Below are 19,845 nucleotides of genomic sequence, written 5' to 3' on the forward strand. Positions count from 1 at the left end.
TTTTTTGATTAAACAGCCAATTGAATCTGCTTTAAGACAGCCTTCAACGTATTTTCATAATCAAAAGCAGCATTAGTACTGTCTTGGTATCGCCAAGCCACATAACCATCTGGACGAACTAAGACAGCGCCTGATTCATGAATTTCAGATTTCGCATTCCATGTACCATAAATGTCACGGTATTCACGAGAACCAACTTGAATAACATCCAAATAAGGCAAATCCAAAGCTTCTGTAGCTTGCTTCCAGCCTTTGCCAGACAAGCCCGTAATTAAGGTAAAACGCCCTTTGCCTGTGATGTCTAAGGTTGAAATTTTTTGGCCTTTGGTATTAATCAACCATGTATGCGGTACTTTAGCACCTGGACGTGTGGTCGCTTGTAAGTACAGTTGTTGATCTTTTTCAAATACTTCAGGTTCAGATTCAACCATCACTGCATTGGACGTATAACGTTGATTTAGCTCTACACCTTGCGCGTTAAACTCCAAGTTTTTAATTTCTAAAGCATGGAACAGTTTTTGACGGATTTCTGCAGCTTGTTCATCTTCTGCAAAAATACGTTGCATCATTTGAGCTTGAGTTGTGATGCCTTGGTCAAAGCCAAATACCTCTTTGAGATGCTTATAGTCAAAGCGAGATTGATTGGCACGCGCCACGATTTGCTTGCCGACAGGCGCACGCTCAGTGGTATAAGATTCAAGTAGAGCAGGAGCAGCCCAACCTTTGATGGCATACGCCAATTTCCAACCGAGGTTAAAGGCATCTTGCATACAGGTATTTGAACCTAAACCACTTGATGGTGGATGACGATGCACCGCATCACCACCGCAGAATACACGACCTTTTGAATATTCAGTTGCCCATGTTTGGTTCACATACCAATAAGACAGTTTTTGAATCTCGACATTTTCAATTTCAGCACCGACAAAGGCATTTAAACGACCACGCAATTGCTCTTCGGTGACTTGTGGTTCACCTTTGGAAATATCAAAGCCCCAACCCATAATCCATTCATTCCACGGTGTAATGGCACGGAGTAAGCCCATGCCCAGATCACCAAAGCTGGCTTCAGGATTGACAATCCATTGCAAAATGGCAGGGCGGTGTTGCACATATTTGGAAAGATCAGCTTTAAACGTGACATAGACTGTACCTGCGCGAGACATCACCCCTTCAAGGGGTAAATCAAGCTGTTCAAGGACTTTGGATTTTGCCCCATCCATACCGACCAAATATTTGGCACGTAAGCTGAATTTAGTATTTGTAATACGATTTAAAAAGGTTGCTGTTACACCATGCTCATCTTGCACATGGGACAAATATTCAGTATTAAAATTATAAATTGCACCACGTTCAGCCGCATTTTTTACCAACAAAGCTTCCATTTTCGGCTGAATGAGATCGACCAATGGACAAGGACTGCCTTTAATATAATCGCCATGACGTTCATCGCCCGTTCCCCAAGCACTCATACGGGCAATTTCTTCACCGACAAGACTTGTGGTAATGAGGCTTTCACCCATTTGTTCCCAAGGTGTGGCAATGTCGAGAACTTGTTCTTCGATACCTAAGTCACGTAACACTTCCATAGCACGTTGGTTGGTAATATGGGCACGCGGACTATTAGCTAACCAATTAAATTGGGTAAAAAGCTGAACCTGTATGCCGTAATTTGCCAAGGCTAAACCTAAAGTAGAACCTGCAGGCCCTGTGCCAATAATCAGAACATCGGTATCGTATTGCTGTGTCATACAAAACTCCATGTGTATGTGAAGCGCAAACTTGGAATAGTCCGCAGTCTAGGCAAATGATTTTCCGAGTAGAATGGATATTCATATAAACTATAGATCTATTGGTATTTTGACTGTATGACACAGGTGATGTAGTGAGTGTGTGGAGTGAAGCGAATGGAATTACGACATTTACGTTATTTTGTGACGGTGGCGAAAGAACAGAGCTTTACCAAGGCAGCGGAAAAACTATTTACAGCACAACCATCGCTCAGTCAGCAAATTAAAGATTTAGAGCAAGAGGTTGGGGTGCAATTATTTGAACGTTCTGCCCGAAAAGTCTTACTGACCGACGAAGGGCAGGCTTTTCTGAAATATGCAGAGCAAGCACTAGAAAATGCCAAACAAGCTATAGCAGCAGCTCGTCACGTGGCGCAAGCCAAAAATAATCAAATACATATTGGCTTTTTAAATGTCGCAGAATTGAAAATTATGCCGAGTATTTTGGCGCAATTAAAACAACATATCCCTGATTTGAAAATTCATTTACATAGCTTGACGTGTACAGAGCAGATTCAAAAACTCAAAAATACTGAATTGGATATTAGCTTTACTCGTTATCACTTAAGTCATGACGACTTTACCAATATTCAGGTTTTAAGTGAGCAGATCTATCTAGTGGGTGCAGCACATCTGCATCCATCAGATCGCATCTTAAAACTTCAAGAATTAAAAAATCACACCATTATTATGTGTGAGCAAAATGCTTCTCCTGTGTTTTACGATACCTTAAATGCCTTGATTCCTTTTGATCAGCATCAACATGATCATATGCTGTGGGTAACAAATGCCATGCAGCATTTAAATTTGATTAATATGGGAATGGGCCTGAGTTTTGTGCCCGAATATTTACTCAAGTTTTTAAATGATTCGGTTAAAGTCATTCAAACAGATGTGGAATTACCGAAACTAGGTTTATATGCAACCTATCCGCATGCATCGAATAATGTTGCATTGAAAATGATTTACAGTGCTTTAAATAATGTAACTGCACAATAGCGTCTGGAATAACCAATGTTAAAACTGATTTATTATGTACCTGGGTCTCACTTAGAGTCGACTAAATTGGCCGTATTTGACGCAGGAGCAGGTGGTATAGGAAACTATGAACACTGTGCTTGGCAAGTGTTAGGGAAGGGGCAATTTAAACCTGTAAAAGGCGCAAATCCTTTTATAGGTGAGTTGGATCAGCTTGAATCTATCCCTGAATGGCGTGTGGAAACCATCGTGCCTGAAGATAAAGCGAGTGAGGTCGCAAGGGCTTTAAAAGTAAGTCATCCTTATGAAGAGCCAGCATTTGAGTTTATTCAAATGGTGGATATTCAATTTTAATGATGCTTTTAAATTTTTAAGTTATAGAAAAAAGTAGATACACGAAGGGTGACATGGATGTCACCCGTTAGACAGAGATTCAAGGATGAATCTTCTGTCTAACAAGGGATTTTGGTTACTTTGATCCTTCAAAGTAACGTAATACCTACGCGTTATACACTAAAGTCACGTAGCTAATTGAGGTTGTGAGTATTCAATTGAAAGTAAGTTAAACCTTCTGAATAAATAAATCACGGTCAAAACGATACTGCGGGAAGAATACACCATCTTTAGCCCGTTCACCTGCACCAATCACCATCACTGGGTATTGCTGAGCATTTAATCCTAAAATCTTCTTCACCAAAGGTTCATCAAAACCTTCCATCATACAACTGTCAAAACCATAGGCGCGTAAAGCCAAAACTAAGTTTTCACAAGCCAATGCTGTGGTTTTGCTCGCCCAAAGTTTTGCATCTGCTTCATTAAAAGCTGTTACAGGCAATTGTTTATCCAGTGTACGTGCAACTTTGAAAGCAACTTTCTTAAAGTTACCTAGGGCGTTGAAGTAACCAGTTTTATAGTTATAAGGAATAAACTTGTAATACTTCTGTACCGCTGCAGGTGCTTCAGGAAATGGAAATTCGGAAATATTACGTTTTGCCATTTCATCTACACGGTCGGTACGCGCGACACAGACAATCAATTCAGCAGCAGTTTTTGCAGCTAGTTGCCCTAAGCAAGCTTTCACCAATTGTTTTTTCTTTGCAGGGTTCTGAACGACATAGAATGTCCACGGTTGTAAATTCGATGAATTCGGTGCAAGCAAGGCGAGGTCTAAGCATTCATCTAAAACGTCGTTTGGAATGGCCTTGTCGGTAAACTTACGTACAGAACGACGGCTTTGTACAACTTTTTTAAAATTCTCGATATCGATGCCTTCAGGCGCAGGCTCGTAGTAGCGTTTCTTTTCAGGTTTAGTTTCAGTTTGTGATACTGCAGTCATGTGGAAACATCCAGTTTTTTAATTTAGAAAATAGATTGGGGCTGAGATGAAAAAAACCACCCAAATATGAGTGGTTTTTTAGTTCCATTAAAACATTAATTGAACTGAGAGAAGTCAGGTTTGCGTTTTTGCATAAAGGCGGCAACAGCTTCCATCATTTCTGGAGAGCCTACTCGATCCATGAAAATTTCAGCTTCATGGTCAATCCATGCCACGATTTCATCTACATTATGTTTCATTAATGCTTTTGATTGAACCAAAGATGCTAGTGGAAGTGCAGATAACTGTGCTGCTTTTTTCGCAGCTGTCGCATAAGCATCTTCTTCAATGCTATTGACCAAATTTGCTGAAAGCGCTGTCGCACTATCAAACTTCTGAGCAGTTAACAGTAATTCCGCCGCTTTATGGTAGCCGGCTTGTTGAACCAATAGCTTGCTCGATGCACCTTCAGGCGATAGACCAAGGCTCACAAACGGAATTTGGAATAGGGCAGTATTGTCGCTGTAGACAAGATCGCAATGAAGCAGAATCGTAACACCAATCCCAATGGCAACACCGCGAACCGCAGCAATCAGCGGCTTAGAAAATTGAGCAGCAGATTTTAACAAAATAAAAGGTGCGCCTTCTGAAGCTGGAGCTTGTCCTTTTTGAGCAGCAGATTTCATAAAATCTTGCATGTCATTGCCGGCACTGAAGTCCGCATCTTGACCACGGAGTACAACTACACGCACTGAAGTATCCTGATCAGCTTCATCTAATGCTTTTGCAATCCACAGATATAATTCTGTATACAGCGCGTTCTTCGCCTGAGGTCGGTTAATGGCTAAGGTCAGTACGCCATTGTCCAAATTCGCATTCAAATGTTCATGGGGTTGTTGAATACAGCTCAGTGTCATCGTACTATCCTTGCGTAAAAGTTTCGTTTTGATTTTATGCTCGACATTATGTCGCATATTTCAGCCTGTGGCACAACTGCTCAGTTCATAAAAAGTTTGATTTGATATGAAATATACATTTGATTATTTGGTTTTCATTGGGCGTTTTCAGCCGTTCCATTTAGCGCATTTGCAAACCATTAAAATTGCCTTGCAACAAAGTCAATATGTGCTTCTGGCGCTTGGTTCGGCGCAAAATGAACGTAATATCAAAAATCCATTTTTGGCTGTAGAACGTGAGCAGATGATCTTGTCGAATTTTTCAGAGCAAGATCAGAAGCGAATCAAGTTTGTGCATGTGATTGATGTATATAACGATGAAAAATGGCAAAAGTTAGTCAAATCTTTGGTAGATGATGTAGTTGAAACGAATGCAAAAGTCGGTTTGATTGGACATTTTAAAGATGATTCTTCTTATTATTTAAAATTCTTCCCCGAGTGGGAAATGGTTGAGCTGGATAGTCTAGAAGGGGCGATTTCTGCGACACCAGTACGTGAAGCGTATTTTCGTGGTGAAATTGAACGAGATGCCTTTCCTCAAGGTACCATTGATTTTTTGCAAAAATTTCAACAGACAGACATTTATAAACAACTTCAACACAAATTTATGACTCAGGATAAAACAAATCTGCTATAAAAAAACGCTAAATTTCTAGCACCACAATGGAGTAAAAAAATAAACATTGTAGTGCTTTTAGGCTGTGTTTTATTCAGGAGAAAAACATGGATTTGCGTCAGGGAACGTTTGCAAAATATATGGGAGCCTTCGCTTTATGTTGCGTATTGCCCCTACATGCTGCTGAATGGACGCTAACGCCTAATAGTCAGGTCACTTTTGGTATTAAATCTGTGGGGCTGTCTATTGTAGAAGGCCGCTTTAATAAGGTTCAATCGAACCTAAAATTTGATCCTGAAATTCCGCATAAAGGTTCAGCGCATTTAGTGTTAGATGTGGATAGCATCAGTTTTAGTAACCCAAGCTTGAAAGGATTAATCTTGGGCAGTGAATATTTTGATGCCGCTGAATTTAAGCAAGTGAAGTTTGTCAGTAAACAAATCGAACCCGTGGCTTATGCCAAGTATATGATTCGAGGGGATCTCACCATTCGTGGCATCACTAAGCCTGTGATCTTCGATACCACACTCACCCCAAGCCCACAAAATCCAAAAGTGTTGGATGTTCAATCTTTAGTAACCATTAAACGTAGTGATTTTGGTATGCGTAAAGCACTCGGTGGAGTAGGTGAGCAAGTATTAATACAACTCAAAGGCCAATGGCGGCTTGAATAACCGTAGTCTTACAGGGTTTAACACATATGATCTTTGGCGTGTTGTAGCATAACAGCAGTTATTTTCTGTAATTGAATTGATTGTTGGTTCCAATGATGCCAATACAAGGCTAAATCAATACTGAGTTCTGTTGAAAGCTCTATCAATTTTCCCGCTGCTAATAAGTCTTTGCTTTGATAGTCGGGTAACCATCCATAGCCCAAGCCCATCGTAATGGCATCAAAAAATGCAGTTGAAGAGGGAATGAAATGATGCGGATATTGTGAAGGATTGAGCCCGAAATTTTTCTGAATCGATTGCGTATGTAGGTCATCCTTCTCATTAAAAATCAGTGCAGGCGCAGCCCTTAACGCATTTCGCGTCACGCCTTTACCGAACCATCTTTGGATAAAATCAGGGGTTGCTACAAAGCGATAATGCATTTCTCCCAGATATTCTGCAACGCAGCCTTTCATGGCTTCCGATTCTGTTGTGACACAGGCATTGACCAAACCGGCTTCTAATAAATGATGTGTTTGTGACTGATCATCGACCTGAAAATGAATCACGATTTTTTCTTCAATTAAGAGATTTTTGAGTAGCGGAAGCAACCATGTCGCAAGTGAGTCAGCATTGGTTGCAATATTGACTTGATAAAACGCATTCGCGGTTTGTCCTGTTAGATTTTGCAGAAAATTATGTTCTAGTAATTTGCTGTGTTGTAAATAATGCAATAAAGATTGGCCCGCAAGTGTTGGGCGGCACGGACGTTCACGCACAATGAGCACATGACCTAATTTCTTTTCTAAAGTTTGCAGCCTGAGCGTGACCGCAGATGCCGTAATATTTAAACGTAGTGCAGCTTGTTCAAAGCTTCCTGTTTCAGCAACTGCAAGAAATGCTTCACTATGTTTGCTTTGTAACATGAGTCACCTATGAGCATTAGAGATTCCATAAACTAAGAAAAACTTAGTTATAATGATATTTATTTATAAATACTTATTTTTAGCAATTAGCTTGGATAATAGCAACATTCATTTAAAGCTTTGAAAGTGTAGTTAAAAATGTTGCACAGTTATATGCAAGGGCTCGCAATTGGATTTAGCCTAATTATCGCGATTGGTGCGCAAAATGCGTTTATTCTCAAGCAGGGGTTAAAAAAGCAGTATGTCTTTTGGCTTTGTGCTATTTGCGCAGCTTCTGATTCGATACTCATCTTATTGGGAGTGCTCGGATTCTCCCAATTGGTTGAAAGTCATCCGGAAATTGTGAGTGGAGCGAAATATTTAGGCGCAACGTTTTTAACAGTTTATGGGGCACAGCATTTTCTGCAAGCCTTTAAAACTTCGAGCAGTTTAGCGCCCAGTGAGAAGAATGAAACCAAATTATTGAAGTTGGTACTGATTTGCTTGGCTTTAACGTGGTTAAATCCACATGTGTATCTCGATACGGTTGTGCTGATTGGGTCTATTTCAACGAAGTTTGAATCGACAGCCGTATATTTTGCGATTGGGGCAATTACAGCTTCATGGGTGTTTTTCTTTGTCCTCGGATTTGGCGCGCGCTATTTATTACCGCTCTTCCAAAGTGCAAAGGCATGGAAGGTTTTAGACTTTATTATTGGCGTTGTGATGTGGGGAATTGCAATTTCATTATTGCTCTAGTTAGAAGCTCTTATTAAGTTTGAGCCCATTCCTATAGGAGCAGGCTCAAATCATTTATTTTATGCTGCTTGTAGTGCTTTTAAATCTTCTAAGACTTGTTCTGCATGGCCTGCAGCTTTGACTTTGCGATATTCTTTTACCAGCTTGCCATGATGGAAAATAAAGGTTGAACGTTCGATGCCCATAACCTTTTTGCCATACATATTTTTTTCTTTAATCACGTCAAAATGCTGACATAGCACTTCTTCTTTATCACTGATTAAATCAATGCTTAGATTTTGCTTTTCAGTGAAGTTTTGATGGGCTTTAACCGAGTCACGAGAAATGCCGTAGATTGGGGTATTAAGCGCATCAAACTGATCTTTTAAGCATGAAAACCCAATGGCTTGCGTCGTACATCCTGGTGTTGAATCTTTAGGATAGAAGTAGACGATCAGCCAGTCATTGTTGACTTCTGCAAGGTTGACTTCACCTGAGGTGGTTGGGAAGGTTTGATTTGGTAAGCTAATTTCAGTCATGAAGATTTCCTTTTTCGTGTCTTATCCCTAAAGGGGCTTAAACAAAGTATGTGAAATATGACCATCATACAGAATTTACTTTGAACTTAAAGCAATAAAAAAGCCTGCATTTGCAGGCTTTTTTAAGACGAAAATTATTTTTTCGCTTGAGCAGATTTCATTGCTTCTTCAGTTAAATTTTTTAATTTACCTGTTAACTGAGGACCGAAACATGCTTGAAGGTCTTTATTTTGTTTTTGAACAAAAGCGAGTGTTGCAGGGCTTTTCTTCTGGTTGATTGTGCTTTGGATTTCCCATTTTTGAGCATTGGTTAAACGACCATCTGCTTCAACAGCACAAGTACAGTATTTGCTAACTTCAGCGGCAGTTAGTTTTTTACCTTTGCCAGTTTCTTCTTTACAAACATTAATTAACGAAGATTTTACGTTAGTGCTCTTATATGCTTGTTGAAGCTTGTCGTTGTCAGCGTGTGCAACTGAAGCAAACAATGCAGCTGCAGAGAAAGCAGCAGAAAGAATAATGTTTGATTTTAAATTTTTCATAAACCCTACCTTGTTATTTCGGTATGTAACGTGTCGGATCTTCAACACCTGCGTCAACGAAACCTTGTTTACGAAGACGGCAGCTATCGCATTTACCGCAAGCACGACCTTGGTCATCTGCTTGATAGCAAGACACCGTTTGACTGTAGTCTACGCCATGTTCTATACCTAAGCGAATGATATTTGCTTTGGATAAATGTAACAGAGGTGTTTCAAATTTAAGTGGTTTTCCTTCAACGCCAACCTTTGTTGCAAGGCGAGCCATGTTGGCAAATGCTTCGATAAACTCTGGACGACAGTCTGGATAGCCTGAGTAATCAACTGCATTAATACCAATGACAATCGCTTCTGCACCAAAAACTTCCGCCGCAGCTAAAGCATATGACAAGAAAATCGTGTTACGCGCTGGTACATAAGTTACAGGAATACCGGCTTGTTCATGATCAGGAACTTCAATGCTATGGTCAGTTAATGCAGAGCCACCTAAGTTACCTAAATCGATATTAATGACACGATGTTCTACACCAGCCTGCTTAGTTAACTCACGAGCAGCATCTAGTTCTGTCGTAGAACGTTGACCATACATAAAACTCAAGGCGATACATTCATAACGCGCTTGAGCCCAAGCTAAACAAGTGGTTGAGTCTAAGCCGCCAGACAATAAAACTATGGCACGAGGGCGCATATGCATTACTCCAAATAATTCTTTAAAACTTAACGACCAGTTTCATCGTTCCAAAGCAACTTATGTAATTGCAATTGGAAGCGAACAGGGAGATGGTCTTCTAAAATCCATTGTGCTAAATCACGTGCAAGCTGAGGCAAACGAACAGCACCTTTTTCAACGGCAAAGGCCGGAGAGAACCAAATGGTGCTAACTTTTTCGTTTAGCTTATAGCGCTCAACTTGCTGTTTTGACCATTCATAGTCTTCACGATTACAAATCACAAATTTGATTTGGTCGTGTTGAGTTAGATGATCGAAGTTGCTAAGCAAATTTCGTGCAACTTCACCCGAAGTTGGGGTTTTTAAATCCATAACTTTAGAAACACGCGGATCAACTTTAGAGACATCTAAAGCACCGCTGGTTTCTAATGAGACTTCGCAGCCTAAATCGGCCAGACGAGTCATGAGGGGAAGGGCGTTCGGTTGAGCAAGCGGCTCACCACCCGTCACGCAAATATAAGGGGTTTTAAAATCTAAAGTAGTTTGAATAATTTCTTCTAATGATTGGCGTTCACCGCCTTCAAACGAATAGGTTGTATCACAATAAGTGCAACGTAACGGACAGCCCGTTAAGCGGATAAAGACCGTAGGCAAACCTGCGGTATTGGCTTCACCTTGCAATGAATAAAAAATCTCCGTAATACGTAAACCCGCAGACGGATCAGAAACAGGAATAGCGGAAGATCGAAGGGTACTCATAACAAAATTAACCAGATATAAAAAAACAAAAAATCTCTACGATTATTGCTAACCGTAGAGACGAGGAGCGATAGAAGCTCCACGGAACACGAATGCTCCGCTGAAATAAAACTTAGTCTTCGCGTAATAATTCGTTCAAGCTTGTTTTCGCACGAGTTTTCGCGTCAACTTTTTTCACGATTACTGCAGCATATAGGCTGTATTTACCGCATTTAGAAGGCAGGCTGCCAGAAACCACAACAGAGCCAGCAGGAACACGACCGTAATGGATTTCGCCAGTTTCACGGTCATAAATCTTAGTCGATTGACCAATAAATACGCCCATTGAAATCACAGAACCTTCTTCTACGATCACACCTTCAACGATTTCAGAACGAGCGCCGATAAAGCAGTTGTCTTCAATGATTGTTGGGTTTGCTTGAAGTGGTTCAAGAACGCCACCAATACCAACGCCACCAGATAAGTGAACGTTTTTACCAATTTGAGCACATGAACCAACAGTTGCCCATGTATCAACCATTGTACCTTCGTCAACATATGCACCAATATTGACATATGAAGGCATCAATACAACATTTTTTGCTTGGAAAGAACCTTTACGTGCTACAGCAGGTGGTACTACACGTACACCAGCAGCTTTAAATTGTTCTTCAGTCCAGTCAGAGAACTTAGTATCTACTTTGTCATAGAAGCGTAAGTCACAAGCTTCCATTGGTTTGTTGTCGTTCAATTTGAATGAAAGCAAAACGGCTTTTTTCACCCATTGATGAACAATCCATTCACCATCAATTTTTTCAGCAACACGTAATGTACCGTTGTCTAGGCCAGCGATCACTTCTTCTACTGCTGCACGTACTTCAGCAGGACAGTCAGCTGCAGTGAAATTAGCACGGTCTTCAAACGCTTGTTCAATGATTGTTGAAAGCTGAGACATGTTCTTCCATCCAGAAAAAAATTTTCCAAGATTTTACACTAAATCGAGTTAAAAATAGATGGTAAATCGGCCTAGGATCGGAATTAATTATTAAGCAAGCACTAAATCCAAGAAATTAAGAGTGATGAATTTAGCATTTCCATAAGGTTTGTATAAAAAATACGCAAAATATACAGAATTGTTCCTTAACATCATTATTATATTTAAAAAAATGAAACAAAAACTCTTTATTAATCAATATTAAAATCTAAATGTATCAAAAGTTAACAAAAAATCAGTAAATTTGCATAAATGTTGAGCTGTGTTTCCTTTTAACATGTGCCATATAACAAGTCTGTAAAATCTGAATAAAAGTTTATTTTGAGGAGAAACACATGAAATCATTACGTTTATTAACAGTAGCTGCTCTACTTACTGCTGCAGGTACTGCAATGGCAGATACCTCTGTTGTTCATGATGGCTATGCATTTGATCAAAACCAACTTATCCCAACTGGCGCTCGTCTAGAAGTGGGTACGACTGGTTATGGTGGTGCGTTACTTTGGACTGCGAACCCATACGTCGGCCTTGCTTTAGGTTATAACGGTGGTGATATTTCATGGTCAGATGACTTATCTGTAGATGGCGTAAAATACGACATGGATATGGATAACAAAGTTGGTTACTTAAATGCAGAAGTACGTCCTTGGGGTGCAAGTGCTAATCCATGGGCTCAAGGTCTTTATGTTGCTGCGGGTGTAGGTTATATCGACACTGAATATGGCTTGAAATCTACAGCGAAAAGCGGTGAAATCGAAATTGATGGTAAAGAAACTTCTTTCGAACGTCTAAACGGTAAAGTATCTTACGATAACGATATCGCACCATACCTAGGTCTTGGTTTTGCACCAAAATTGAATAAAAACTGGGGCGTATTCGGTGAAGTAGGTGCTTATTACACTGGTAACCCAACTGCAAAATTAACGGCTGTTGGTGGTACTGCTGCTGACCGCGAATTACTTGCTGACCATGAACGTAGCATCGAACAAGATGACAAATACGAATGGCTTCCAGTAGGTAAAGTAGGTGTGAGCTACCATTGGTAAGTTCTTACTGAAACAAAAAAAACGAGCTTCGGCTCGTTTTTTTTGTTTTTAGAAAGCGTTTAAAATCTGTGACCAAATTTCAGACCATAGATCATGGCATCATTGTCTGAGACACTTGCAAGACCTGAAATATGAGATGTTTCAGTATTCGATGGTTTTGAGAGTTTCATATAATACAGGCCAGTCGCTAGAAAATTGTTCGGGTTAAATTTATGCATCATACCTAAACCTAAACCTCGATAGCCATCACTTGGGTTTAAGGTAGACGCTGCATTTCCTGTCCCGTTGTCCCAAATAAACTCTGCAGCAGCGAGCCAATTCGGATTCAATTGATGTGCAATCCCTAACTTTCCTGACCATTGATCTTTCTGATATTCCACCAATTGGATATCAGCTAAATCACGGTATTGTGGATCGAGTGCTGCGTATTGAAGCACGGCATTAAACTGCGGTGGCTGAATGTTGAAATCTTTCCAATTAATCCACCGAACTGTGCCATATACAACATTGTGTGGGCTAATGGCTGTTTGAAATTCAAAATTGACGCTTTGTGGCGTTTGAATGGAGGTATGGGTGTCTGGTACTAATTGAAAAGGACCATTTGAATATAAAGTTGATTCAGAGGTCGTATTTTCATGTTTGATTTTTGAACGATAGGTTAGGCTAGTTTTAATAGCATATTCAGGGATTTGATAGCTTAAACCGAGCAGCCAACCAAGCGCTTCATCTTGTTTAAAATCGGCATGGTAGCCATTGAGAGCAGCATATTGTTGCCCAGAAATTTTTAAATCACCTTTAAATGTTTGTAGGCTTAAACCGCTATTAATATTCCAATTATTATTGGGTTGATAGCCTATCAGTCCTGTTAGGTTATGCGTTCTAAAGTTAATATCGGCGCTTTCAATATCGATATTTGAGCCATCTGGTAAGCGAGGACTATATTGATAACTGATATCAGTATGAAAAGGTTGCTCATAAATTACTCCCGCAGAAATATTTTCATGTGGTTGAATTTTGAGTGCCAATTTCCCAGAAAATTGTTGATGGGTGAGATTCCCTGTAGAAAAATCAGTGATGCCCAACTCACTGATTAAACCTTGGTTTTGAACTTTGCCGTCCACTTGAGCATCGACGTAAGCGAAACTGACTTCAGTATAATTTCCGGGTTCAAGAAAGGCCGAGATCGATTGATCTGAGTTTTCTATCCCTGCTGCATACATGATTTGTATGGGACAGACGATACCGACTGCCACTGCGACGAATTGATTTTTCATAAATATGGGTCGGAAGTAATAAGGTTTTAATTTTTATTGTGTTGGATGTATTTTAATCAAAATTAAAAATAAAGCTAAGAAAACTTAGATAAAATATGTGTTTACCAAAAAAAGAGGACAGTAGGTGTCCTCTTTAATTCGTCAATTGGCCTATCATTCTTCTGGGTAAGCGACTTTTTTCAACGCTTTGATGTCAGCATCTGGTGAACATAAAGAAATAAACTCATAGCCATAACCGCGTAGTAAATGTCCTTTGCGAACAGCAATCCAAGTGGTATTGACCCCAAAAATATCGGTTGGAATTTGTTTTAAACGGTAGTCACGTTCTGGGTCATATGCCACATCGTTGACAATACCAACCCCCATATTGAGTTCAACATAGGTTTTAATAACGTCTGCATCAAGTGCGGACATCACGATATCAACATCAAAGCCTGAATCTTCAAAGGCTTTATCAATTTTTGAACGACCCGTAAAACCACCGTGGTAAGTAATAATTGGATAGTTCGACAAATCTTCAATGGTGATATTTGATTTTTGGGTGAGTGGGTGCTCTTGTGGTGTGATGATACTGTGTTGCCAGTTATAGTAAGGCACACTTGCAAGGTTATCTTCGGTGGTTAACGATTCGGTTGCGATCCCAATATCCGCTTCACCTTGAAGGAGCATTTCTGTAATTTCAACAGGGCTTGCTTGTTGCAAAATTAGATGAACTTTTGGAAATTCTTTTTTAAATTGGTTCACAATCGGCGGCAAGACATAACGTGCTTGCGTATGTGTGGTCGCAATCGTCAATGTCCCTTCATCTACTTTGTTAAAGTCATCTGCCAGACGTTTAATATTGTCTGCATCTACAAGCATGCGTTCAACGATACCCAATAATGACTGGCCTGGTTCGGTTAAACCGAGTAGACGTTTACCTTTACGAATAAACAGCTGTACACCAAGTTCATCTTCTAAATCTTTGATGTGTTTACTCACGCCAGACTGCGAGGTGTAAAGTGCAGCAGACGCTTCTGTTAAATTAAAATTCTGACGTACTGTTTCTCGAATAATTCTTAATTGTTGGAAATTCATAATTTTATTTTACCTTAAAAGCAAGTGGGGCTTGTGACGGCCCCAACTTTTTGTTTTATGCAACTTGGTTTTCAAATAAATGCAAGTTTGTTGCACTTAACCATACCGTTTGATTTGGGCGGAATTGATGCGCTTTCGCTTCATCTGCCGTTAATGAAATTTCAATAAGATTACCTTGACGGTCATGCAGTTCAGCAATGACTTTACCTGCAATCCAAAGCTCACGTACAAAAGTTGCTTGAATGGCATTTTCTTGCGGCTGTGCATGAATACGCAGTTCATCCGGACGAGCAAAGGCAATGACATTGCCTTGCGGTGCATTGGCATTTTGTGGCAACAAAATTCGGTCTTCACCAATTTGAAAAAGGCCATTGCTATTTTGACCTTCAAAACGGTTGGCTTGACCTAAAAAGTCAAATACAAACGGTGTTGCAGGTTTTTCATAAACTTCACGTGGCGAGCCTATCTGTTCTACGTTGCCTTTATTCATCACAATGATTTGATCGGCCACTTCAAGCGCTTCTTCTTGGTCATGGGTCACGAAAATAGAGGTGATGTGGAGTTCGTCATGCAAGGTACGTAACCAGCGGCGTAATTCTTTACGAACTTTGGCATCCAATGCACCAAAAGGTTCATCCAGTAATAACACACGCGGCTCAACCGCTAATGCACGTGCTAAGGCAATACGTTGGCGTTGACCACCTGAAAGTTGTGCAGGGTAACGGTCAGCCAAGAAACCAAGTTGAACAAGATCAAGTAAACGAGTAACCCGTTTTTTGATTTCAGCTTCATTTGGACGCGTTGCACGTGGGCGTACGCGTAAACCAAAAGCAATGTTGTCAAATACGGTCATATGGCGGAATAGTGCATAATGTTGGAATACAAAACCAACTTCACGTTCACGGACATGAACTTTAGTGGCATCTTCACCTTCTAAAATCACTTGACCGCCATCAGCAGATTCAAGTCCTGCAATGATACGTAGCAGAGTAGTTTTACCACAGCCTGATGGGCCAAGCAGCGCAACGAGCTGGCCATCAGGGAAATCTAAAGAGATATTTTTAAGTGCATGGAATGCACCAAAGTGTTTTTCAATATTTTTTACTTGAATACTCATGAGGTCATTCCTTAAGAAACTTGTGAATCTTCTTTATGCTTGTCTTGTCGTTCCTGACGTAGTTCAACCCATGTTTTTAAAATCAGGGTCACAATCGCCAAGAGCGCTAATAGTGAAGACACAGCAAAAGCAGCACTAAAGGTATATTCGTTATAAAGGATTTCTACGTGTAGCGGTAAGGTGTTGGTTTCGCCACGAATGTGACCTGAAACTACAGAAACAGCACCAAACTCACCCATTGCACGTGCATTACATAGAATCACGCCGTAGATTAAGCCCCATTTGATATTTGGAAGTGTCACTTTCCAGAAAGTCTGCCAGCCTGAAGCACCCAATACGATAGCTGCTTCTTCTTCCTCAGTCCCTTGAGCTTCCATTAATGGAATCAACTCACGTGCCACAAAAGGAACGGTAATAAACACTGTAGCAAGGACAATGGCCGGAACGGCATATAAAATTTTGATGTCGTTATCCATCAGCCAGCCGCCTAACCAACCTTGAGTACCGAAAATCAATACCAACATTAAGCCAGCAATAACTGGAGAGACTGAAAATGGCATATCAATAATCGTGGTTAAAATAGATTTACCACGGAAATTAAACTTGGCAACAGACCATGCCGCAGCTACACCAAAGACGACGTTCAACGGTACGGCAATCACAGCTGTCAGTAGCGTAAGTTTTACTGCTGATAATGTATCTGGATGTACCAGTGCTTGGAAGTAAACGCCAACACCTTGTTTAAAGGCTTCAACGAAAACCAAAACCAATGGCAGAATCAGGCAGCTTAAGAAGAAAATTAAAGCAATGATGATCAGGGTATAACGAACCCATGTCGGTTCACGCGTTGCATCACGCGACTGTAATTTTTCCGCAAGCGCATTACTGTTCGTATTCATCGTGCAGTTCTCCCTGTACGGCGACTTGCCCATGCTTGAACCAAGTTAATTAAGAATAAAATGGCAAAAGAAATCACCAGCATCACAACAGCAATCGTGGTCGCACCTGCATAATCATATTCTTCAAGGCGAGAGATGATCATCAATGGCGCAATTTCAGTCTTGAAGGGTTGGTTACCTGCGATAAAAATCACCGATCCATACTCACCCACACCGCGTGCAAAGGCCAAAGCAAAACCTGTTAACAGTGCAGGAAATAGAATAGGTAAGATCACTTTGGTCACGATCTGAAAGCGATTTGCACCCAGTGCCGAAGCTGCTTCTTCAAGTTCAGTTTCTAGATCACTCAGTACAGGCTGTACAGTACGAACCACAAAAGGAATACCAATAAAGATGAGGGCCAAGGTAATACCGATCGGGGTATATGCGACTTTAATGCCAATGGGTTCAAGGTACTGACCGATCCAACCAGTCGGTGCATATAACGAAGTTAATGCAATACCCGCAACGGCAGTTGGCAATGCAAAAGGTAAATCAACCAATGCATCGACAATACGTTTACCCGGGAAGGTATAACGAACCAAACACCATGCTAAGAGCAAACCAAAAACCACATTAACTAACGCAGCAATAATGGCAGTACTAAAACTCAGTTGTAACGATTTTAAAATACGTTCTGAGCTTAAAATCTCCCATAGTCCGTCCCAACCGATACCTAAAGATTTAATAAATACGGCTGAAAGGGGAATGAGCACAATTAAGGATAAATACGCTAGGGTAAAGCCTAGAGAAAGACCAAATCCTGGCAGCACTCGGGATCGCTGCGACATGATGACTCCTCAAAATGAGAAAAGCTGACTTAAAAGGTCAGCAAAATTGAATAAATGATTTTGCGACAAGCTTAATGCTCAGTACTTAAAAAGCAAATTGAAATAAATACTTGTTTTCATCAGTAAAGCTGATATGTTTCATGTGGTTTTCTGAAATTAAGTAATTGAAAATTTCAGGAAACGGTCCAAAACCTGATGCAACATTAATGTGTCCTACAGCACCCATATTCACAGGGTAAAGCTTCCAAGCATCAGCAAGTTGTTTTGCATCTTCAAAGCCAAGCCAAGGATCATTTTCACTAATCAACATCGTTGTCGGCACACGAATACTTAGCTGATGAAAAAATGCTTTGTAATCCGTTGTACTGTCGCGTGCAAAGCCGTTTTCTCCAAAGCGAGCTGGATTGGCTGGCGCAACCAAAACTAAATTTTTGATTTTTTTATTCAGTTCAGGATGCAAGGCCAATGCTGCCACTGTGGTCAAACAACCAAAGCTATGCGCCACAATTTGAATTTCACCCTGTAAAGGTCGTACGGTTTGAACGAATTGTTTAATCCAGTCCTTGAGTACAGGATGATTCCAGTCTTTTTGCTGAACACGAGAGCTAGACATGAGCTGACGTTGTAACCAAGATTGCCAATGTGCGTGTTCACTACCGCCTACACCCGGGACAATTACTGTATGTGTCATGTCAAGTTCTCCTGATTCAGTCAATGAATGGTCTTATTTTCCATTGTTGGCTTTGACGATTTGGTCAAACACGCCGCCATTTTCAAAGTGTGCTTTTTGGACTTTATCCCAACCACCAAATTCTTTATCAATGGTTACGAGTTTAAGTGGCTTAAAGACTGACGCGTATTGTGCAAGCGTTGTAGCGTTACGTGGACGGTAAAAGTTCTGAGCTGCGATTTGCTGACCACGTGGTGAATAAAGGAAGTTTAAATAACCTTTGGCTAAATAAAGATTGCCTTTTTTCTCTGCATTTTTTTCTAAAACAGCAACAGGTGGCTCAGCTAAAATTGAAAGTGAAGGGGTCACAATTTCAAATTTACCCGGTTGTTCACGAATCGCTAAATGTGCTTCATTTTCCCAAGCCAGTAATACATCACCAATGCCACGTTCAGCAAAGGTCGTAGTCGAACCACGTGCGCCTGAATCGAGTACTTTGGTGTTTTTATAAATCTTACGGACAAATTCTTGAGCCGTTGTATCATTACCACCCGCTTGATGTTTTGCCCAAGCCCATGCTGCTAAATAGTTCCAACGCGCACCGCCTGAGGTTTTCGGGTTTGGGGTGATAATACCTACGCCTGGTTTAACCAGATCGCCCCAATCTTTAATCGCTTTTGGGTTGCCTTTACGGACTAAGAACACAATTGTTGAGGTATATGGCGTTGAGTTTTGTGGAAGTTTCTTCTGCCAATCTGCAGGTAAAAGTTTGGCTTTTTCTGCAATCACGTCAATATCCGCTGCAAGTGCTAAAGTCACCACGTCGGCATCTAAGCCATCAATGACGCCACGTGCTTGTTTGCCTGAACCACCATGAGATTGTTTAAAATTAATTTTTTGACCTGTACGGCTTTCCCAATATTTGCTGAAGTCTTTATTCACACTTTCATAGAGTTCACGCGTTGGGTCGTAAGATACGTTTAAAAAATCTTTCGCAGCTGCGCCAAAAGAAACCGTCGAAATGACTGCAGCAAGAACACCCAATTTTAATTTTGCGGAAATACTCATGTGAACCTCAATAATTTTTACTTTATCTGTAACATGGGTGAAGAATAGCGCCAATCTTTATGCATAAAAAATAATTAAAAACGAATTTTATATGAATAAAAAAGATAAAAGGCATGTCTATGAAAAAAAAAGCATCGACCTTATGCGAAAGGAAGATGCTTTTCAGTATTTAAAGCATTATTTTGAATTATTGATCTTCACGATTTGATCAAAGACACCACCATTTTCAAAATGTTTTTTCTGCACTTTGCTCCAACCACCAAACTCTTTATCAATCGTGACGAGTTTTAAAGGTTTAAAAACATTTTTCTCTGTACACGACAAATTTCACAGAACCCTTATCCTATCAGGATTCTGCTTTCTTAAAATTGCCAAAATTTCCTTAAACTCTTCTTTTTTCCCAAAACCAATTAAACGCTGAATCGCCATTTGAA

At 40.4% G+C, this 19,845-nt stretch carries 22 protein-coding genes and 1 pseudogene; 6 read left to right on the forward strand and 17 right to left on the reverse strand.

The window, feature by feature from the left end:
* Positions 1 to 8: 8 nt before the first annotated feature.
* Entirely contained in the window at positions 9 to 1,751 is a 1,743-nt protein-coding gene (locus FTU62_RS13530; protein WP_180102942.1) for an FAD-dependent monooxygenase, read from the reverse strand.
* 156 nt (positions 1,752 to 1,907) lie between these two features.
* On the opposite strand from FTU62_RS13530, the gene FTU62_RS13535 reads away from it, so the two are divergent.
* Together FTU62_RS13535 and FTU62_RS13540 are read left to right on the forward strand one after the other, a co-directional pair.
* A complete protein-coding gene (locus FTU62_RS13535) occupies positions 1,908 to 2,789 on the forward strand; it encodes a LysR family transcriptional regulator (protein WP_180102943.1) in 882 nt (293 codons plus the stop codon).
* A 15-nt stretch (positions 2,790 to 2,804) separates the two neighbouring features.
* A complete protein-coding gene (locus FTU62_RS13540) occupies positions 2,805 to 3,122 on the forward strand; it encodes an NGG1p interacting factor NIF3 (RefSeq protein ID WP_180102944.1) in 318 nt (105 codons plus the stop codon).
* A 208-nt stretch (positions 3,123 to 3,330) separates the two neighbouring features.
* Here the strand turns inward: FTU62_RS13540 and FTU62_RS13545 are convergent, their stop codons facing one another.
* Positions 3,331 to 4,104 carry a nitroreductase family protein gene (locus FTU62_RS13545; protein ID WP_078192029.1) on the reverse strand — a complete coding sequence of 258 codons (774 nt, stop codon included), beginning with the start codon at positions 4,102 to 4,104 and terminating at the stop codon, positions 3,331 to 3,333.
* Between the two features lie 95 nt (positions 4,105 to 4,199).
* The gene (locus FTU62_RS13550) at positions 4,200 to 5,000 is read right to left on the reverse strand and encodes an enoyl-CoA hydratase-related protein (RefSeq protein WP_078192396.1); all 801 of its coding nucleotides are present in this window, start codon (positions 4,998 to 5,000) and stop codon (positions 4,200 to 4,202) included.
* Between the two features lie 106 nt (positions 5,001 to 5,106).
* Between FTU62_RS13550 and FTU62_RS13555 the strand changes: the two genes are divergently transcribed.
* Together FTU62_RS13555 and FTU62_RS13560 are read left to right on the forward strand one after the other, a co-directional pair.
* Positions 5,107 to 5,676 (forward strand): nicotinate-nicotinamide nucleotide adenylyltransferase, encoded by a 570-nt coding sequence (locus tag FTU62_RS13555; RefSeq protein WP_180023337.1) that lies wholly within the window; start codon positions 5,107 to 5,109, stop codon positions 5,674 to 5,676.
* A gap of 86 nt (positions 5,677 to 5,762) precedes the next feature.
* The gene (locus FTU62_RS13560) at positions 5,763 to 6,329 is read left to right on the forward strand and encodes a YceI family protein (RefSeq protein ID WP_180102945.1); all 567 of its coding nucleotides are present in this window, start codon (positions 5,763 to 5,765) and stop codon (positions 6,327 to 6,329) included.
* 17 nt (positions 6,330 to 6,346) lie between these two features.
* Here the strand turns inward: FTU62_RS13560 and FTU62_RS13565 are convergent, their stop codons facing one another.
* Complete coding sequence (locus FTU62_RS13565) at positions 6,347 to 7,234, reverse strand: LysR family transcriptional regulator ArgP (protein ID WP_180094963.1); 888 nt, start codon at positions 7,232 to 7,234, stop codon at positions 6,347 to 6,349.
* 138 nt (positions 7,235 to 7,372) lie between these two features.
* Here FTU62_RS13565 and FTU62_RS13570 point away from each other — a divergent pair, with 138 nt between their 5' ends.
* Positions 7,373 to 7,972: a LysE/ArgO family amino acid transporter gene (locus FTU62_RS13570; RefSeq protein WP_180034364.1), complete on the forward strand. Its 600-nt coding sequence runs from the start codon at positions 7,373 to 7,375 to the stop codon at positions 7,970 to 7,972.
* 59 nt (positions 7,973 to 8,031) lie between these two features.
* Here FTU62_RS13570 and FTU62_RS13575 read toward each other — a convergent pair whose 3' ends face one another.
* The 5 genes from FTU62_RS13575 to dapD all read right to left on the reverse strand — a co-directional run bounded on the left by FTU62_RS13575 (position 8,032) and on the right by dapD (position 11,391).
* Positions 8,032 to 8,490 (reverse strand): peroxiredoxin, encoded by a 459-nt coding sequence (locus tag FTU62_RS13575; RefSeq protein WP_180007697.1) that lies wholly within the window; start codon positions 8,488 to 8,490, stop codon positions 8,032 to 8,034.
* Between the two features lie 134 nt (positions 8,491 to 8,624).
* Entirely contained in the window at positions 8,625 to 9,032 is a 408-nt protein-coding gene (locus tag FTU62_RS13580; RefSeq protein ID WP_078192024.1) for a hypothetical protein, read from the reverse strand.
* Between the two features lie 13 nt (positions 9,033 to 9,045).
* Positions 9,046 to 9,717: a 7-cyano-7-deazaguanine synthase QueC gene (gene queC / locus FTU62_RS13585; RefSeq protein WP_078190349.1), complete on the reverse strand. Its 672-nt coding sequence runs from the start codon at positions 9,715 to 9,717 to the stop codon at positions 9,046 to 9,048.
* Positions 9,718 to 9,746: 29 nt separating this feature from the next.
* Positions 9,747 to 10,457 carry a 7-carboxy-7-deazaguanine synthase QueE gene (gene queE, locus FTU62_RS13590; protein ID WP_180023340.1) on the reverse strand — a complete coding sequence of 237 codons (711 nt, stop codon included), beginning with the start codon at positions 10,455 to 10,457 and terminating at the stop codon, positions 9,747 to 9,749.
* Positions 10,458 to 10,569: 112 nt separating this feature from the next.
* On the reverse strand, positions 10,570 to 11,391 hold the full coding sequence (gene dapD, locus FTU62_RS13595) for a 2,3,4,5-tetrahydropyridine-2,6-dicarboxylate N-succinyltransferase (protein WP_078190347.1): 822 nt from the start codon (positions 11,389 to 11,391) through the stop codon (positions 10,570 to 10,572).
* Between the two features lie 374 nt (positions 11,392 to 11,765).
* On the opposite strand from dapD, the gene carO reads away from it, so the two are divergent.
* A complete protein-coding gene (gene carO / locus FTU62_RS13600; protein WP_078190346.1) occupies positions 11,766 to 12,476 on the forward strand; it encodes an ornithine uptake porin CarO in 711 nt (236 codons plus the stop codon).
* 59 nt (positions 12,477 to 12,535) lie between these two features.
* On the opposite strand, the gene FTU62_RS13605 is transcribed toward carO, so the two are convergent.
* The 8 genes and pseudogenes from FTU62_RS13605 to FTU62_RS13640 all read right to left on the reverse strand — a co-directional run.
* Positions 12,536 to 13,750 (reverse strand): OmpP1/FadL family transporter, encoded by a 1,215-nt coding sequence (locus tag FTU62_RS13605; protein ID WP_180102946.1) that lies wholly within the window; start codon positions 13,748 to 13,750, stop codon positions 12,536 to 12,538.
* A 153-nt stretch (positions 13,751 to 13,903) separates the two neighbouring features.
* On the reverse strand, positions 13,904 to 14,827 hold the full coding sequence (locus FTU62_RS13610) for a CysB family HTH-type transcriptional regulator (protein ID WP_180009951.1): 924 nt from the start codon (positions 14,825 to 14,827) through the stop codon (positions 13,904 to 13,906).
* A 55-nt stretch (positions 14,828 to 14,882) separates the two neighbouring features.
* Complete coding sequence (locus tag FTU62_RS13615; RefSeq protein ID WP_180073573.1) at positions 14,883 to 15,944, reverse strand: sulfate/molybdate ABC transporter ATP-binding protein; 1,062 nt, start codon at positions 15,942 to 15,944, stop codon at positions 14,883 to 14,885.
* An 11-nt stretch (positions 15,945 to 15,955) separates the two neighbouring features.
* Positions 15,956 to 16,843, reverse strand: coding sequence for a sulfate ABC transporter permease subunit CysW (gene cysW, locus FTU62_RS13620; protein WP_180102947.1), 888 nt, complete (start codon positions 16,841 to 16,843; stop codon positions 15,956 to 15,958).
* Complete coding sequence (gene cysT, locus FTU62_RS13625; protein ID WP_180102948.1) at positions 16,840 to 17,673, reverse strand: sulfate ABC transporter permease subunit CysT; 834 nt, start codon at positions 17,671 to 17,673, stop codon at positions 16,840 to 16,842. Before cysT ends, cysW begins: the two co-directional genes overlap by 4 nt.
* An 85-nt stretch (positions 17,674 to 17,758) precedes the next feature.
* Entirely contained in the window at positions 17,759 to 18,364 is a 606-nt protein-coding gene (locus FTU62_RS13630) for an alpha/beta hydrolase (protein ID WP_078190341.1), read from the reverse strand.
* 33 nt (positions 18,365 to 18,397) lie between these two features.
* Entirely contained in the window at positions 18,398 to 19,411 is a 1,014-nt protein-coding gene (locus FTU62_RS13635; RefSeq protein ID WP_180102949.1) for a sulfate ABC transporter substrate-binding protein, read from the reverse strand.
* Between the two features lie 177 nt (positions 19,412 to 19,588).
* Positions 19,589 to 19,717 (reverse strand): annotated as a pseudogene (locus FTU62_RS13640) (sulfate ABC transporter substrate-binding protein); the annotation flags it as partial.
* Between the last annotated feature and the right edge of the window lie 128 nt (positions 19,718 to 19,845).

The sequence above is a fragment of the Acinetobacter sp. YH12126 genome, from assembly GCF_013418745.1.
Classification (GTDB): domain Bacteria; phylum Pseudomonadota; class Gammaproteobacteria; order Pseudomonadales; family Moraxellaceae; genus Acinetobacter; species Acinetobacter amyesii.